14 protein-coding genes and 1 pseudogene are annotated in these 16,857 nt (G+C 67.6%); 9 read left to right on the plus strand and 6 right to left on the minus strand.

Going from position 1 to position 16,857, the window contains the following annotated elements; translation table 11 throughout:
* Window positions 1–228 precede the first annotated feature (228 nt).
* Complete coding sequence (locus tag AB0F61_RS29700) at window positions 229–3,087, plus strand: glycoside hydrolase N-terminal domain-containing protein (protein ID WP_357816349.1); 2,859 nt, start codon at window positions 229–231, stop codon at window positions 3,085–3,087.
* Window positions 3,088–3,626: 539 nt separating this feature from the next.
* On the plus strand, window positions 3,627–4,754 hold the full coding sequence (locus tag AB0F61_RS29705; protein ID WP_357816351.1) for a hypothetical protein: 1,128 nt from the start codon (window positions 3,627–3,629) through the stop codon (window positions 4,752–4,754).
* Between the two features lie 25 nt (window positions 4,755–4,779).
* Here AB0F61_RS29705 and AB0F61_RS29710 read toward each other — a convergent pair whose 3' ends face one another.
* The 3 genes from AB0F61_RS29710 to AB0F61_RS29720 all read right to left on the minus strand — a co-directional run bounded on the left by AB0F61_RS29710 (window position 4,780) and on the right by AB0F61_RS29720 (window position 7,438).
* Window positions 4,780–5,955, minus strand: a complete 1,176-nt coding sequence (locus AB0F61_RS29710) for a zinc-dependent alcohol dehydrogenase (protein WP_357816354.1) — start codon at window positions 5,953–5,955, stop codon at window positions 4,780–4,782.
* Window positions 5,952–6,308, minus strand: a complete 357-nt coding sequence (locus AB0F61_RS29715) for a hypothetical protein (protein ID WP_357816357.1) — start codon at window positions 6,306–6,308, stop codon at window positions 5,952–5,954. The genes AB0F61_RS29710 and AB0F61_RS29715 overlap by 4 nt, the downstream gene beginning before the upstream one ends.
* A gap of 287 nt (window positions 6,309–6,595) precedes the next feature.
* Entirely contained in the window at window positions 6,596–7,438 is an 843-nt protein-coding gene (locus AB0F61_RS29720; protein ID WP_357816359.1) for an aldo/keto reductase, read from the minus strand.
* 235 nt (window positions 7,439–7,673) lie between these two features.
* Between AB0F61_RS29720 and AB0F61_RS29725 the strand changes: the two genes are divergently transcribed.
* The 5 genes from AB0F61_RS29725 to AB0F61_RS29745 all read left to right on the plus strand — a co-directional run bounded on the left by AB0F61_RS29725 (window position 7,674) and on the right by AB0F61_RS29745 (window position 12,040).
* On the plus strand, window positions 7,674–8,255 hold the full coding sequence (locus AB0F61_RS29725; protein ID WP_357816362.1) for a type 1 glutamine amidotransferase domain-containing protein: 582 nt from the start codon (window positions 7,674–7,676) through the stop codon (window positions 8,253–8,255).
* A gap of 309 nt (window positions 8,256–8,564) precedes the next feature.
* The gene (locus AB0F61_RS29730; RefSeq protein WP_357816365.1) at window positions 8,565–9,563 is read left to right on the plus strand and encodes an SRPBCC family protein; all 999 of its coding nucleotides are present in this window, start codon (window positions 8,565–8,567) and stop codon (window positions 9,561–9,563) included.
* A complete protein-coding gene (locus tag AB0F61_RS29735) occupies window positions 9,560–10,735 on the plus strand; it encodes a zinc-dependent alcohol dehydrogenase (RefSeq protein WP_357816367.1) in 1,176 nt (391 codons plus the stop codon). Before AB0F61_RS29730 ends, AB0F61_RS29735 begins: the two co-directional genes overlap by 4 nt.
* A 193-nt stretch (window positions 10,736–10,928) precedes the next feature.
* Window positions 10,929–11,558 (plus strand): TMEM175 family protein, encoded by a 630-nt coding sequence (locus AB0F61_RS29740; protein WP_357816370.1) that lies wholly within the window; start codon window positions 10,929–10,931, stop codon window positions 11,556–11,558.
* Window positions 11,559–11,632: 74 nt separating this feature from the next.
* Window positions 11,633–12,040, plus strand: coding sequence for a DUF2267 domain-containing protein (locus AB0F61_RS29745; RefSeq protein WP_357816373.1), 408 nt, complete (start codon window positions 11,633–11,635; stop codon window positions 12,038–12,040).
* Between the two features lie 218 nt (window positions 12,041–12,258).
* On the opposite strand, the gene AB0F61_RS29750 is transcribed toward AB0F61_RS29745, so the two are convergent.
* Entirely contained in the window at window positions 12,259–13,269 is a 1,011-nt protein-coding gene (locus AB0F61_RS29750; protein ID WP_357816376.1) for a mechanosensitive ion channel domain-containing protein, read from the minus strand.
* Between the two features lie 537 nt (window positions 13,270–13,806).
* On the minus strand, window positions 13,807–14,463 hold the full coding sequence (locus AB0F61_RS29755) for a TetR/AcrR family transcriptional regulator (protein WP_357816379.1): 657 nt from the start codon (window positions 14,461–14,463) through the stop codon (window positions 13,807–13,809).
* A 537-nt stretch (window positions 14,464–15,000) separates the two neighbouring features.
* Here AB0F61_RS29755 and AB0F61_RS29760 point away from each other — a divergent pair.
* Both AB0F61_RS29760 and AB0F61_RS29765 read left to right on the plus strand, forming a co-directional pair.
* Window positions 15,001–15,137, plus strand: a pseudogene (locus tag AB0F61_RS29760) (oxidoreductase); the annotation flags it as partial.
* Between the two features lie 100 nt (window positions 15,138–15,237).
* On the plus strand, window positions 15,238–15,648 hold the full coding sequence (locus tag AB0F61_RS29765) for a GNAT family N-acetyltransferase (RefSeq protein ID WP_357816382.1): 411 nt from the start codon (window positions 15,238–15,240) through the stop codon (window positions 15,646–15,648).
* Between the two features lie 288 nt (window positions 15,649–15,936).
* Here the strand turns inward: AB0F61_RS29765 and AB0F61_RS29770 are convergent, their stop codons facing one another.
* On the minus strand, window positions 15,937–16,854 hold the full coding sequence (locus AB0F61_RS29770) for an NADP-dependent oxidoreductase (protein WP_357816385.1): 918 nt from the start codon (window positions 16,852–16,854) through the stop codon (window positions 15,937–15,939).
* Window positions 16,855–16,857: the final 3 nt, after the last annotated feature.

Genomic DNA, 16,857 nt, shown 5'->3' on the forward strand with positions numbered 1-16,857 from the left:
CCCTGGACGGTCGGGACGACAGCACCGTGTGTGACCCCGTGGCAACGCATTGACCGTCTTTTATTTCAGTGGTTAACATGTGACGTCTGATGAATGGTGGACGCCGTAACACCCCCGAAAAACTCAGGCGATGTCCTCGTCAACGTTCCGCTTCTCCTGCCCTTCGATCGTCACGACCGGGGCGGCTGGGGCCGCCGCTGCGTCGCTCGGCTGGGTGAAGGAGACAAGATGTCTGAAGTGACACGAAGGAAACTACTCGGAGCCGGGGCAGCTGGGGCTGGTGCCATGCTGCTGCCGGCGGGTTGGACCGCAGCCGCTCGGGCCGGGTCGGCCGCACCCCCAAACGTGCTGGCAGCCAACGACCTGGCGTTGTGGTACGACGAGGCGGCGGGTACGGATTGGCTACGGGCTCTGCCGATTGGTAACGGCCGGTTGGGCGCGATGGTGTTCGGGAATGTCGACACCGAGCGGTTGCAGCTCAACGAGGACACCGTGTGGGCCGGTGGCCCGTACGACTCGGCCAACACCCGTGGTGCGGCCAACCTGGCGGAGATTCGACGGCGGGTCTTCGCCGACCAGTGGACGCAGGCGCAGGATCTGATCAACCAAACCATGCTGGGCAGTCCCGTCGGGCAGTTGGCCTACCAGCCGGTCGGCGACCTGCGGCTGGCCTTCGGCAGTGCCAGCGGGGCGTCGCAGTACCAGCGGACCCTCGATCTGACCACGGCCACCACTACCACCAGCTACGTGCTCAACGGGGTGCGCTTTCAACGTGAGGTCTTCGCAAGCGCACCGGACCAGGTGATCGTGATCCGGTTGACCGCTGACCGGGCAAACGCGATCACGTTCACCGCCACGTTCAGCAGCCCGCAACGGACGACCGTGTCCAGTCCGGACGCCGCCACGATCGGCCTCGACGGTGTTTCCGGCAACATGGAGGGCATCACCGGGCAGGTCCGGTTCCTTGCCCTGGCCAATGCCTCCGTGAGCGGCGGTACGGTCAGCAGCTCCGGTGGCACGCTGCGGGTCTCCGGCGCGACAAGCGTCACCCTGTTGGTGTCGATTGGTTCCAGTTACGTCAACTACCGGACCGTCAACGGCGACTACCAGGGCATCGCGCGGCGGCACCTCGACGCGGCCCGCACCGTCGGCTTCGACCAGTTGCGCGGCCGACATGTGGCCGACTATCAGGCGCTGTTCAACCGGGTGTCGATCGATCTGGGACGCACGACGGCGGCCGACCAAACCACCGACGTACGGATCGCGCAGCACGCGAGCGTCAACGATCCGCAGTTTTCCGCGCTGCTGTTCCAGTACGGTCGCTACCTGCTGATCTCCTCCTCACGGCCGGGCAGCCAGCCGGCGAACCTGCAGGGGATCTGGAATGACCAGATGGCTCCCTCCTGGGACTCGAAGTTCACGATCAACGCGAACCTGCCGATGAACTACTGGCCAGCCGACACCACCAACCTGGCCGAGTGTTACCTGCCGGTCTTCGACATGATCCGAGATCTGACGGTGACCGGCGCCCGCACTGCTCAGGTGCAGTACGGCGCAGGGGGTTGGGTCACCCACCACAACACCGACGCGTGGCGCGGCTCGTCGGTGGTCGACGAAGCCCTGTGGGGAATGTGGCAAACCGGCGGCGCCTGGCTGGCCACCATGATCTGGGACCACTACCAGTTCACCGGAGACGTCGAGTTCCTGCGCGCCAACTACCCGGCCATGAAGGGCGCCGCCCAGTTCTTCCTCGACACGCTGGTCAGCCACCCGACGCTCGGCTACCTCGTCACCAATCCGTCGAACTCGCCCGAGTTGCGTCATCACACCAACGCCAGCGTGTGCGCGGGGCCGACGATGGACAACCAGATCCTGCGTGACCTGTTCAACGGCGTCGCGCGGGCCGCCGAAGTCCTCAACGTGGATGCCACCTACCGGGCCCAGGTACTGACGGCCCGGGACCGGCTGCCGCCGACGCGGGTCGGGTCCCGCGGCAACGTCCAGGAATGGCTCGCCGACTGGGTGGAGACCGAGCGGACCCACCGGCACGTCTCCCACCTGTACGGGCTGCACCCCAGCAACCAGATCACCAAACGCGGCACGCCACAACTGCACCAGGCCGCACGACAGACCCTGGAACTGCGCGGCGACGACGGCACCGGCTGGTCACTCGCCTGGAAGATCAACTATTGGGCACGACTGGAAGATGCCACCCGCGCCCACAAGCTCCTCGGCGACCTGGTACGCACCGACCGGCTCGCACCGAACATGTTCGACCTGCACCCGCCCTTCCAGATCGACGGCAACTTCGGCGCCACCTCCGGCATCGCCGAAATGCTGCTACAGAGCCACACCGGCGAACTACACCTCCTGCCCGCACTACCATCCGCCTGGCCAACCGGGCAGGTCACCGGGCTCCGCGGCCGCGGCGGATACACCGTCGGCGCCGCTTGGAGCAGCAGCCGAATCGAGCTCGTCGTCACTCCCGACCGCGCCGGACCCATCCGCGTTCGCAACCGGATCTTCGCCGGCACCTTCGAACTGCGCGACGAGACGAGCGGCGTCGTCGTCCAGCCGACGCGGATCGAGGCCGATCTCGTGGAGTTCACCGGACAGGCCGGCCACACCTACCGCGCGGCCGGTGTCAACTCGGGGCCGGTCGAGGCTGGTGCGTACTACCGGCTCGTGGCCCAGCACAGCGGCAAGGCCGCCGACATCAACGGTGCGTCCACCGCCGCCGGCGGATTGCTGATCCAGTGGGCGAGCAGCAGCGGACAGAACCAGCAGTTCGAGTTTCTGTCGGCGGACGGGGGCCACTTTCGGATCAGGGCGCGGCACAGCGGCCTGTTCCTGCAGGTCGCCAGCAACAGCACTGGCGCCGACATCACCCAGCAACCCGACTCACCAAACGCCGCCAGCCAGCAATGGCGGATCGACGACCAGGGCGGCGGGGTTTTCCGACTCATCAACCGGCAAAGCGGTCTGGCAATGGACGTTTGGCAGGCTTCGACCGCCGACGGTGCCCGCATCTCCCAGTGGACACCCGGCACGGGTACCAATCAGCGATTCAAACTTCAACGAATCTAGGGGCCTTCAGGGCTGTCTCACAGCTACAGCTCACGCACGGTCAGGTAGGTCCACTGCGCTTCGGAATATCGCGTGAGTGTCAGAGCCGCCTCAATCGCGGCTCTGACACTCACGCGTTCGCCCTGGCGTGTCGCGTCCACTGGAGCCCGACGGGACGCGCAGGTCATCGATTCCATCGGTCTCGCGCGTAGTGCGTCAGCGGGGCTGGGCCCAAGATGCTTCAGCAGCGCGAGGCACCCCGGAGCCGCCTGGGCCGGACGCTGGAAGTAGCCCCCATCGGTGCCCCCACTGAGGTGGTGCGAGCCTCCTGAACGCCTTCCACCGAATCCGCTGCACCATTCAAAGAGGTCTTTTAGGCTGCGTGGGCGGGCCGCCCGGTTCGATGCAGGCGTCGCGTTGGCGCTGTACGGACTGGTCGCGGCGCTCCCCTCGGCGGCCTGGCTCTACCACCACGTCAGTCGGCACGGGAGCTGCCGCGACGGCGTGACGCCCCGGTTTCGCCGTCGGCGGCTGAGTCCGGCTACCGGTGAGGAGCAGCGGTGACGCAGAGCAAACGACAACGGCCGGAGATCGTCGTGGGGCTGGTGGCAACCCCACCGGACTACCCGGCCCGGGTGGCTGCGAGGCTCGCTGCGGAGCTGGTCCGCGGGCTCACGGAGCGGGTCAGCGCGGATGTGCGGTGGACCGTCCGGGAAGGCTGGGGGGAGGTGGCGCCACGACGCGACGGCGGCGCCGAGGCCCTGCTAGACGATCTTGCGAGACGGCGCGCCGACGACCAGTGGGACATCGGAATCTGCCTGACCGATCTGCCACTGCATGCCGAGCGGGTGCCCCTCGTCGCGCAGACCTCCGGACGACGCCGAGTCGCGATGGTGTCCCTGCCCGCGCTGGGACTGCACCAGCTGCGAGCGGCCCGAACGGCCATCCCGCATCTGGTGAGCAGGCTGCTGACCGATGCGTCCGACCAGCGGCTGCCGCCGGCCGATCGGGCACCAGCCGAGATGACACGCCGGGTTCCCACCGTCCACCGGGTGATCGGCGAGGCTGACGCCGGTGAGCGGCGATACCTCGCCTCGGGGCTGATCGGTCGGGCGCGTCTGTTGGCCGGCATGGTCCGAGCCAACCGCCCGGGGCGCGCCCTGCTGGGCCTGTCCAAGCTGCTGGTCGGCGCGTTCGGCACCGCCGCGTTCGCGCTCACCACGGACACCATCTGGCAGATGGGCGATGCGCTCGACGGACTCCGGCTCACCGTGATCATGCTGCTCGGGCTGACGGCGTTGGTGGCCTGGCTGATCGTTGCGCACGACCTCTGGGAGAAACCAGACCGCGAGACACCAACCGAGCTGGCACGGCTGTTCAACCTGGGGACGATCCTCACTCTCACGCTGGCCACGGCGGTGTCCTACGTGGTGCTGTTCGTGGGTACGGTGCTCGTCGAGGCACTGCTGATCGACACCTCCGTGCTGGAACAGACCCTGCAACGGCCAGTCGACCTCACCGACTATCTGACGCTCGCCTGGATCACCAGCTCACTGGCCACCGTCGGCGGCGCGATCGGCTCCGGGCTGGAGAACGAGGAGACAGTGCGGGCCGCCGCATACGGCTACCACCCCCAACCCGACGGCTGGCGAGACGACAAAGGCGGGCAGCCCCACAGCGGAAGATAAGAGGGCAGAGGCCAAGTCGCGACGGTCAGCTGGTGGGTTGGAAGACGGCCCGCACGCATCCGTCGAGTTTCTGTTTGAACATCTCGTAGCCGCGCGGCGCTTCGTCCAACGGCATGGTGTGCGTCGCGAGATGTTCGGTGACCAGCTCGCCGCGGGCCATCCGCTCCAGCAGCATGGGAATGTAGCGCTGTCCGTGCTGCTGCGCGCCGCGCAGCGTCAGCCCCTTGTTCATCACCGCTCCGAGCGGGAACTTGTCCACCAGGCCGGCGAACACGCCCAGGATGAACACACTGCCGCCCTTGCGGCAGTTGTAGATCGCCTCCCGGGCAGCGATCGGACGGTCGGACTCGATGCGCAGCTGCTGCTTGACCTGGTCGTACAAGAATTGCGGACCGCTGCTGTGCGATTCCATACCGACCGCCTCGATGCACACGTCCGGGCCTCGACCGCCACTGCGCTCCAGCAACTCGCCGCTGACGTCCTGCCGCTCGTAGTTCAGCGTCTCGACGCCGAGATGCGTCCGGGCCATCTCGAGCCGGTTGTCGAGGCGGTCGATCACGATCACCCGGTCGGCGCCGAGCAGCACGGACGCCCGAGCCGCCATCTGCCCCACCCCACCGGCGCCCCAGACCGCCACGACATCACCCGGTTTGACCCCGCCAAGGTCGGCGCCCATCCAGCCGGTCGGCGCGGCGTCGGAGGCGAACAGCGCGCGCTCGTCGCTCACCTCGTCCGGGACGGTGAAGGCACCCTGGTCGGCGTACGGGACGCGGATATATTCGGCGTGGCTGCCGGCGAAGCCCCCGAGTGCGTGGGAGTAGCCGTAGCAGCCTCCGGGCGCGGAACCCCAGACGTTCTCGGTGATCATCGGGATCGTGTTGCCGTTGTCGCACAGCGAGAACTGTTGTTGCTGGCAGTACCAGCACTTGCCGCAGGAGACGAACGAACAGACGACGACCCGGTCGCCTACCTTGTGGTTGCGTACCTGAGGGCCGACCTCGACGATGTCGCCAAGGAACTCGTGCCCGAGGACATCGCCTCGTTCCATGAACGGGATGTACCCGCCGAGCAGGTGCAGGTCCGAACCGCAGGTCACACTCCGACGGACCCGGACAATGGCGTCCTGATCGTTGCGGATCTGCGGGTCCGGAACCTGCCGCACCGCGAGCTCGTTGGCTCCCTCCCAGACCAGCGCCTTCACAGTCGTCCCTCCCGCCGACCCTGCTGGGTGGCCATCCGCAGTGGCTTGTTCATCGGGGTCGGCTCGGTGGTGGGCGGATAGTCCGGGTGCAGGACCTCAGTGGTCTCGATGAGCTGCTTCGACTCTCGCAGCGCAGCCCGGATCGCCTGCTCCGGATCCCGGCCGGTGGCCCGTCGAGCGGCGGCGGCAACAGGTAGGCGGGAACCATCGCGCAGCCGTACGGCGATCTCTGTCCCCCGGTCGCCGGGGGCGGGCCGGAGCTGGACCTCGACGGCGTCGCCAAGCCCGGCCAGCGGCTCGGGGAGCTGGCCGCCGGGAGCGACGTCATTGGCTGGTCGGTTCACCGTCGCCATGTGCCACCGCGGCCGGCGCCTCCGTGTCTGACCCCGTTGCCAGTGGCCGTCACCCTGGTCAGTCCCGCCGAGCAGGCGCCGCGCGACCATCCCGCCGGCAACCACGACCGCTCCGCCGATCAGCCACCTCATGTCCGCCCCTATCGCTTCATCCACTTGTGTGCGTGCCGTCGATAATTAGCGACCTTCCAGAACAAACCCTTTCATAAAGGATGACCCGCGCGGGACACTTCTGGCACTGAACGGGACCTGCTGTCCGGTGACTCCCGCCGGAACGTCCGCTGGCCCTACAACATCTCCAGCGGTTGCGGGCCTGTCGGCGGCGGGAACGCCGTGTCGAGTGCCGCCACGTCCTCCTCGGTCAACTGCACCTCGCGCGCTTCGGCGTTCTCCCGGGTGTGTTCCGGCTTGGACGATCGGGGGATGGCCGCGACCATCTCCTGCCGTAGCAGCCAGGCCAGCGCGACCTGAGCGGGCGTGGCCTCGTGCCGGGCGGCGGCCTCCGCGACCTGGGGGTGGCCGAGCAGTCGCCCCTGCTCGATCGGCGAGTACGCCATCACCGGGATCCGATGCTCGCGTAGCCACGGTAGGAGGTCGTACTCGGGACCGCGGCGGGTGAGGTTGTACAGGATCTGATTCGTCGCGCAGGCGCTTCCCCCGGCCTCAAGGAGGTCGGTCATGTCCGAAAGATCGAAGTTGCTCACGCCCCACTGCCCGATGTCACCGGCATCGACGAGTTCGGCGAACGCCTCGATCGTCTCCGCGAGTGGATGCGTGCCCCGCCAGTGCAGCAGGTAGAGGTCGATGTGGTCGACGCCGAGCCGTTGCAGGCTGCGGCGGCAGGCCTGCACGGCGCCCCGTCGGCTGGCGTTGGACGGCAGCACCTTGTCGACCAGAAAGACGTCGGCTCGTCGCCCGACGATCGCCTCGCCGACGAGTTCCTCGGAAGCGCCGTCACCGTACATCTCCGCGGTGTCGATCAGGGTCATGCCCAGGTCGAGCCCGGTGCGTAGGGCAGCCAGCTCGTCCGGCCGCCTCGCGGGGTGCTCGCCGAGGTACCACGTTCCCTGGCCGAGCACGGGCATGGTCTGGCCGGACGGTAGCTCGATCGCGTCGGCAGGCAGCGTCATGTCGACCTTTCCGGGTAACAGTGGGTGGGTGGTCTGGGTTACCCGCCGCGAGGGGCAGCATTCGCGCGTAGCGCGGCCCTCTCCCCGCAGGCAGTCGCTGTGCGGCGGGCCCTTCCGGATTGTCCGCCCCTCGAGCGGCTTCGCTGCCCAGTTTGCCGATTCCCGCACCGGGAAGGCGACCGCGCACTAGGGATGCGCCGCCGACGGGGCGGCGCCGCACAGGGAGGCCGCAGAAATGGCGCAGGACCAGCAGCCACTGACCGGCAAGCGAGTCGCTTGCCTCGCCGCCGACGGGGTGGAGGACGTGGAGTACACCCAGTCCCGAGCCGCCGCGGAGCAGGCGGGAGCCGAGGTGCACCTGATCTCGTTGCAACCCGGCGAGATCCAGTCAATGAACCAGGACATCAACCCGGCCAACCACTACCGGGTGGACCGGACCGTGAACGACGTCAATGCGGCCGACTACGACGCCCTGTTGCTGCCGGGCGGGACCGTCAACCCCGACCGGCTCCGGATGAATCCGCAGGCGATGGACTTCGTCCGGGCGTTCTTCCAACAACAGAAGCCGGTAGCGGCGATCTGCCACGGCCCCTGGTCGCTTGTGGAGAGCGGCGTGGTCAATGGCCGGACCCTCACCTCATTCCCCAGCCTGCGCACCGACATCCGCAACGCCGGCGGGAATTGGGTGGACCAGCAGGTGCAGGTCGACAACGGTCTCGTCACCAGCCGCAGCCCCAGCGACCTACCGGCCTTCTGCGCCAAGATGGTCGAGGAGTTCGCCCAGGGGGAAAACGTCCGCCAGATGGCGACGGCCTGACCGCCGGGCTCGGGGCCGGGATGATCGGCCGGTCCTGAGCCCGCGTCGGCGCCTCCGCCGGCTGGCGCACTCGGTACGGGTGCACGGCGGGTATGTGATCGACGATCTGGTTGCGTGGCAGGCCTTACCGGTGCTGGTGATCATGCCCCTGACGTCATGCCGAGCAGAGGGACAGGGATTGCCTCCGTACCGCGGCCGATGGGCGGGTTGAGGTGATTTTCCAGGGGTATTCCGGCCTTTACGGGTCGCACCCCGGACCGTCGTGAACCGGGATGCTCGGCCGGGTGCGACCGGATACGGAGGCTACCCGTGACTCAACTTGCCACCCGAGAGGCAGTGAAGGCCAAGCAGGACGACGTGCAGCGGCGAGGGCGCCGGCTCGGCTGGATGAGTCTCGGCCTGGGCGTGGCACAGCTGGCGGCACCGGACACGGTGCGCCGGATCAGCGGCGTGGACGACTCCCCGACGACCCGGACGGTGGTGCCGCTGGTCGGGGCGCGGGAGTTGATACACGCGGCCGGGCTCCTGACGAGCCGGCGAAAGAGCACCTGGGCGTGGACCCGGGTCGTGGGCGACGCGATGGACCTGGCCTCCCTCGGGGTGGCCATCGCCCACCGCAACGGGCGCCGCCGGCGTCGCCTCGTCGGTGTCACTGGCGCCGTCGTCGGGATCACGGTGGTGGACCTGCTGACCGCCGTGCAGGCCACTCGGGCGAAAAGGATCGGCTCAACGAGGGCGGTACGAGGCTCGCGCGAAGGAGGACCCATGGAGTTGACAGCCACGACAACCATCCGCAAACCCCCGCCCAAGGTCTACGCATTCTGGCGCGAGCTGGACAATCTCCCGACGTTCATGGCCCACCTTGAGGAGATCCGTACCACCGGTGACCGGACGAGCCACTGGTCCGCCAGCGCTCCGTTCGGCAAGAACGTCGAGTGGGACGCGGAGATTGTCGACGAGACGCCGGGCGAGAAGATCGCCTGGCGGTCGACCGGGAACGCCGACGTGCCGAACGCCGGTACGGTCCGGTTCGTGCCCGCCCCGGACGGGGTCAGCACCGAGGTGCATGTCGTTCTGTCGTACAACATCCCGGGCGGCGCGATAGGCAAGGCCGTCGCCAAGTACTTCGGCGAGGAACCGCACCAGCAGCTCGACGACGACCTGCGCCGGCTCAAGCAGGTGCTGGAGACGGGCCAGGTGGTCCGGTCCGAGGGCGCCCCGTGGGGCAAGCGGGCCCGCAAGGAGTTCCCGCAGCGTCCGGCGCAGCCGCTGTCGGATTCCGAGTTCGCGAAGGGGGCCGACTCGTGAGGGCGAACACCTGGGCGGGCCGCAACAAGGTCAAGGTCCGTGACGTGCCGGACCCGAGGATCCTGAACGAGCGCGATGCCATCGTGCGGATCACTTCCACCGCGATCTGCGGCTCGGACCTGCACCTGGTCGACGGGTATGTGCCCACGATGCAGGACGGTGACGTCATGGGCCACGAGTTCATGGGCGAGGTGATCGAGGTCGGTGGGGGCGTCGATCCGGATCGGCTGCGCGTCGGGGACCGGGTGGTCGTGCCGTTCCCCATCGCGTGCGGGGCGTGCGGTGCCTGCGCCGCCGAGCTGTACTCCTGCTGCGAGAACTCCAACCCCAACGCCGGGATCGCGGAGAAGATGTTCGGCCACCCGGTCGCCGGAATTTTCGGTTATTCGCATCTGACCGGCGGCTTCGCGGGCGGTCAGGCGCAGTACGCGCGGGTGCCGTTCGCCGACGTCGGGCCGCTGAAGATTGAGTCGGACCTGACCGATGAGCAGGTGCTGTTCCTCTCCGACATCCTGCCCACCGGCTACATGGGTGCCGAGATGTGCGACATCCAGCCGACGGACGTGGTGGCGGTGTGGGGCGCCGGCCCGGTTGGCCAGTTCGCGATGGACAGTGCCAGGGCGCTTGGTGCCGCGAAGGTCATCGCTATCGACAAGGAGCCGTACCGGCTGCAGATGGCCGAGAGGGCGGGCCACACGCCGGTGAACTTCGAGGAAGTCGACGTGCGGTCTCGGCTGCTGGAACTGACCGGTGGGCGGGGACCGGACAAGTGCATCGACGCCGTCGGCATGGAGTCCAGCCACGGCAGCGCGCACGTGCACGCGTATGACCGGATCAAGCAGGCCGTCCGCTCGGAGACCGAGCGACCGCACGCGCTGCGGCAGGCGATCCTGTCGTGCCGCAGCGGTGGCATCGTGTCGGTGATCGGCGTGTACGGCGGCTTCCTCGACAAGTTCCCGGCCGGGGCATGGATGAACCGGGCGCTGACCCTGCGTACCGGTCAATGCCACGTGCAGCGCTACATGAAGCCGCTGCTGCAGCGCATCGAGCGTGGGGAGATCGACCCGACCCGGGTCATCACTCACACCCTGCCGCTTGACCAGGCAGAGCGCGGCTTCGAGATCTTCAAGAACAAGCAGGACAACTGCGAGAAGGTCGTCCTCAAACCCTGACCACCACCCGCACCCGGCCACCGCGGCACGCCCGGTGGCCGGGCGCGGCGTCTGTCCACAGGCACTGATCTGCGGGTTGCGCTGCATTCGCTACCGAACTGCCCATCTGTTTGCCGCAGACGACCCTGGGTAGGCGCACCCGGTGAGCGGGCCAGACACAGACCTAGGCACCCGATCGGACACCAGCCGTGCCGTGGCGTTCAGCGATGCGATCTTCGCCATCATCATCACGCTGCTGGTCCTGGACCTCCGGGTACCGGACGTCCCGCCTGGTCGCCTCCTGTCCGGCTTGCTCAATCAGTGGCCGTCGTACGTCGCGTATCTCGCGTCCTACTCGTACGTGGCCGTCGTCTGGCTCAACCACAAGGCGGCGTTCAACCGCATTCGAGAGGCCGATCGCGGCCTGCACTGGGTGAACCTGTTCGTGCTGTTCACCACGGCGCTGCTGCCGTTTCCGACGATCGTCGTGTCGCACGCGCTGCAGGAGCACAACAACGCCGACCAGCGTGTGGCAATCGCCTTCTACGCGCTGATCAGCGCGTTGCTGTGCGCGACCTGGCTGGCGTTCTACCACTACCTGGCCCGGAACCCTGATCTACTGAAGGACCAGGTCAAGGGCAGCTTCTTCCACGTCGAGCGGTTCCGGGCCCTCGCCGGGGTCGTCTTGTACCTTTTCGCGGGGATGATCGGCTACCTGGGGGCCCCCGTGATCGGCCTGGTCATCTTTCTCCTCCTACCCGTCTTCTATGCCATCACCAGCGCGGGCCTGTATCAGTTGCGGGTGACCCGACGTATCACCCACCGCCGTCCGCCACCACCCTGAGGTTGGGCGAGCCGCCGTTTCACCCGGGCGGGGGCGGGAACCCGCCGCAATCCGGTTCGGAGAGGGGATCCGAGGTGAACTACAGCGAGTTCATTCAGTCTGTGGCAGCACGACCCAAGGTTCCGCCGGGGCAGGCGGAACCGATCACCCGCGCCACGCTCGAGACTATGGCAAAACGGATCACTGGTGGCCAGGCAAGGGACCTCGCCTCCCAGCTCCCCGAGGAGCTACGCGGCCTGGTGTCCAGGCCCACCGAAGATCCGGAACGATTCGGCCTCACCGAATTCTTCGAACGGGTGCAGTCCCGGGCAGGGGTGGATCGCCAGGTGGCCGCCGACGGAGCGCGGGCCGTGTTGGATACCCTCCGTGAGGCTGCCAGCGCAAAGGAGTACGGAGACTTTGTCGACCAGTTGCCGCAGGAGTTCTGGCAGTTGACCGGGCCAGGGTCGGGACAGCTCCAGCCCCGCCGGATCGGCACCTAGGCCACACCCTGCGGTGAGGCTCCCTGTCTCCTCGGTTGCAGCCGTGCCGTTTGATGCGTGGACGCACGGGTAGATCGCGACCGGGTCCGAGGGGACGGTCCGGGGATCGGAGCCACATAACCGATGGCGGCGTCCCCGTGGTGGTGGCATGGCAGATGGTCAGGTCAGATCGTTCTCAGATGAAGCCGCATGGTGATCGGTCCGTCGGACCCGCCCGGTCAGGGCTGATACTGACCGCGAGTGCGTGGCAACCACTGGGGATGATTGTCGCGCAGGTAGGCGACAAGTCCCTCGCGCAGGTCGCAGCGCAGGTCCCAGGCGCTGGCCCCGTCGGCGGCCGATGCCTGCACCTCGATGACCACCGTCTGCGGGGTGGAGTCGACCATCTGGAGCACCCACTGGTGTCGATCCCACAGCGGTGAGGACTTGACCAGCCGGCGCGCCTCCCGGCGCAGGTCGGCCAGGTCGGCGGTGTGGTCGACATGAATCTGGATCTTGCCGACGACCCTGGACTCGTTCCGGGTCCAGTTCTGGAACGGCCGCTCGGTGAAGTAGGTGGTCGGCAGGATGAGCATCCGCTCGTCCCAGAGCCGGATCACCACGTTTGTCAGCTTCACCTCCTCAACTCGGCCCCATTCGCCGTCGATCACCAGCACGTCGCCGACGTGCAGGCCGTCGGCGAAGGCGACCTGAACACCGGCGAACGCGTTGCCGAGCGCGGTACGGGCCGACAGGCCGATCAACGCGCCGACCACCCCCGCCGACGTCAGCACGGAGACGCCGAAGAGGCGTACCGGCCGAAAGGTGATCAGGATCAGGCCGATCGCGACGATCGTGACCACGGCGACGGTGAGCCGCCGCACGGGGCGAATCTGGGTGCGAGCCCGCCGGACCCGTCGACTGGCGACCTTGTCATCCCGCAGTCGACTGAACGCGACCCCCTCGGCGACGTGCAACGCCTTGATCACTAACCATGCCCCGGATACCACCAGAGCCACCAGGACGACGTGCCGCAGAGGACGCTGCCACCCGGCCCGTCCCATCGGCAGCGTGTGGTACAGCGCCCCAACCAGCAGGACCGCCGCCGCCGGGCGGCGGCAGGCATGCCGCAGCGGCTCCAGCAGCCACCGGTAACGGCCACGGGCCACACGGCGGACGAGCACGCCAGAGATCAGGTCCACGACCACCGCCGCTGCCAACGCGGCTACCACGATCAACGCGGTACGCATCAGAGGCCGTTCACCGTAACCCCGATGCCAGATTCCCCCGGCTCACTGCCCAGTCCACGTGCCCAGGGTGCCACCCCGCCCAGTGGCAGGCGGCCAACATCGGCGAACATCCCCTGACCACACCTGCGTCAGCCGCCCGACGGCCGCTTTTCGGTTCATCCTCGCTGGCGTGGTCAGTGACGCGAGCGCGCGGCAGGCCGCGGCGGAACGCGCCTACGACGTGCCCGGCGTCTCCGACATCTGCAACACACTCCGGCTCAACGGCCCACGGCGTTGCCACTGGTGACCGACGATCGCCAGTGACTCCGGCTCAGGAGGGACTACACCGAGGCCCGACGACCTTCGCCGGCTGGTGTTCCCTCTCAACGGACCGCGGGCCGAGGTCCGCGACGCGCACCGGGATCACCTCGACGAGCGCTTCCTCCCCCTGTACAGGAACCCGGCCGGCAGGACACGACGGTCGCTCATGATGCCGCCGGCGATCGGCAGGTAGTCCCGGCGTAAGCGTGACCCCTGATCACGATGAAACCGGCTCAATCAACCTCTCGGCTCGCCGGACGGCTCCACAAGGAACGATTTGATGTGTTCCAGCGCCATATCCAGTGCAACTTCCATGGGTGCGACGTCGTGCGCGGCGTTCGCCAACAGATAGCCGCCTTGCAAAGCTGCCATCAACCCCGTGGCCAACTTCTCCGGGTCGGCGTCCTGGCGCAGTGCACCGCCGTCCCGCATCCGGTGCAGACCATCGCTGATCAGCTTTTCCCATGCCGCGAACGTCTCCAACAGAGTCGATCGAGCCTGCTCATCTTGATCGGACAGCTCGACAGCCATCGACCCGAGGCCGCACCCGTATTTGCCGTAGTTCAGCGAGTTGGCCTGGACCAGCGCGTTACGCCACCGGACCAGCCCTGAGAACGATCTCAGCCGTTCGAGCCCTCCGCGCTCACGCTGGAGCACAAGCGCGCCTCGGTATCTGACCAACGCGCGCACGAGCTCCTGCTTGTCGGCGAAGTGGTGGTAGAGCTGAGACTTGCTGGTCTGGCTTGCCTCGCGGACGTCGTCAAGGGTCGTCGCGTTCACTCCGCGCACGAACATCAGCCGGTTCGCCGCCTCGAGGATCCGCTCTCGCGTCGCGATGCCCCGTTGACTGATCCGCCGCGGATTCGTCGGCGCAGCCACCCGCTCGTCGCTCATCGGTCAAGTGTATCCAGCGCGCCAGATAATCGATGGAGAATGGGACCTTGGAGTCCAGGCTGCGCCATGTCCCATTCGTGCGTGGTGACGGACGAACGCATGGGCGGGTCGTTTGACTGAACGTGCGGTGCCCGCGAGATCATCGACAGGGCGGACCGAAATCATGGACCATTTAGTCCCGTTGATAGGAAGCCGCCAACTCCGGGGCCGATCAGCGATGTGTCGTGAGCGACGCCTTGAACACGACCACGCTCCGCCAACCGTTGGTGCCGGTGACCGCCGGCTGTGTATTAGCCACACCTGTGGACCCTTGGGTCCACCCTAGTCCCGGATATGGAGGCACTCGCCGAACATCGGGAACCGGTTACGACCACCAGGCGCTGCCAATTCCTTGAACCTGCTGATGGTCAGCGGGGTTTGCAGGCCGATGCCCTGCCAGCTACTCTGGACGCGATAGTCCAGTTACCTCTCCCGGATCAGGGACGGCCACGACCAGGCTGCTCTACGACGACTGGACGCGGAAGCCCTCGCGTCGCGTGGCCCTGCGACGCCGACGATGTGGCGTTCGTCTGCGGGCTCACCGGGTTCGTCGAGACCGTTGCCGACCTCCTCGTCGGCATCGGCCACGACCCGCGAACATCCGCACCGAACGCTTCGGGCCCACCAGAGGATGACCATGTCGTCATTCGCGTGAGGCGCGATACCCCTGCCACTTCATCCGACCTGACTGGGCACTCCCAGGTTGCTGACCAGACGCGAGATTCAGGAGACAACATGGCGGACAACGCCGAGGACATGATCACGTTGACGAGCGCCGAGCATGATGTGGCTGGCTCGAACCTTTCGGGAGCCAGCGGGCCCGAGGCGGAAGAGATCGTCATCACCGACAACAGTGCGCTCGGCATCTACGAGGCCACGATAGGGGGCCAGTCAGCCGCCGGACTCGTCTACAGCAAGGTCGGGAGCCGCGTCGTACTGATGGGGACATCCGTGCTCCCCGAGTTCCGGGGAAAGGGGGTGGCCTCCAGGCTCATCGGCGGCGTCCTCGACGAGCTGCGCAAGCGAGGAAGGACCGCCACCGTCACGTGTCCGTTCGCGGCAGCGTTCGTCACTGCTCATCCGGATTACGCTGACGTTCTGGACCCGGCATTCCCTCGGTCGAACACAGCTGGGCGCGGGCATTGAGCCACGCGCGGGCTGCGGACGCGCACGGCACGTCCGCAGCCGCCAGCGCGATCTCAACGTTACGTTTCAAGCGTCGGTTGCCGCCGGCGGTCATCAAGCTCGACCTGTCCGCCAGCAGCAGGAACAACACCGCGTTCGTATGGACTCCGGGCTGCGGGGAGCTGGTCACGCCGGGTGCCCACCCAGTGGCGGACCAGTCCGATGACGTCGTCCGGCACGAGTCGCCCGATCCGGCCACGCGGTTGCTGCTGATCCACAGGGAGACCAGGACGGCTCGCTGTCCCGTTCTTACGGACGGACGCGGATGACCGTCTTCCCGACGATCCGCGAGGTCGGGTTGAGGGCCGCAACGGCGTCCTCGAGGCTCGCGACGTTGCCGATGTTCGTCCGCAGGCGTCCGTCCCGCACCCGCCGGACGATCTCACCCAGTTGGGCGCGATCGGACACGACGACGAAGTCGACCGCCAGGCCGTCTGCGGGCCGCGCCTCGGGCGGCCCGACGACAGACACCAGCGTTCCTCCGGCTCGAATCAGGCCTGCGGACCGCTTCCCGATGTCGCCGCCGATGACATCGAAAACCAGATCGACTCCGCCGACGTCTTCAAGGACGTCGTTGCCGAGGTCGACGAACTCCTGCGCGCCGAAGTCGAGCGCGGTCTGACGGTCGGCAGCGCGTCCGGTGCCGATGACGTACGCACCGAACTCACGGGCGAGCTGCGTCACCATCGACCCGACTGCCCCGGCCGCGCCGTGCACGAGGACGTTCTGCCCCGACTGAAGGCGGCCGTGCTCAAACAGTCCCTGCCATGCGGTCAGGCCCGAGATCGGTAGGCTCGCGCCCACCGTGAAGTCGACGTCGCCAGGCAGCGGCGCGAGGTTACGCGCTTCGACGGCCACATACTCCGCCAGGGTCCCGTCGCGAGTCCAGTCCGTGAGGCCGAACACCCGCTGCCCCACAGACAGACCCGTCGTGCCATAGCCGAGAGCGGTGACCACTCCGGCCAACTCGTGCCCGGGGATCGACGGCGTCCGGTCACGGCCGAGGCGATCGGTCCAGGTCGAGGGCCACGCCATCTCGGTCGGGACGAATCCCGACGCATGAACCCGAACGACGACGTCGTTGAGCGACGGTTCCGGCTCGGGCCGCTCCACCAGCCTCATCCCGGCCGTCCCCGCAGGCTCGTCCGTCACCACGATCGCCTTCATCCG

This window comes from Micromonospora sp. NPDC023888 (genome assembly GCF_040639415.1).
Classification (GTDB): Bacteria; Actinomycetota; Actinomycetes; order Mycobacteriales; family Micromonosporaceae; genus Micromonospora.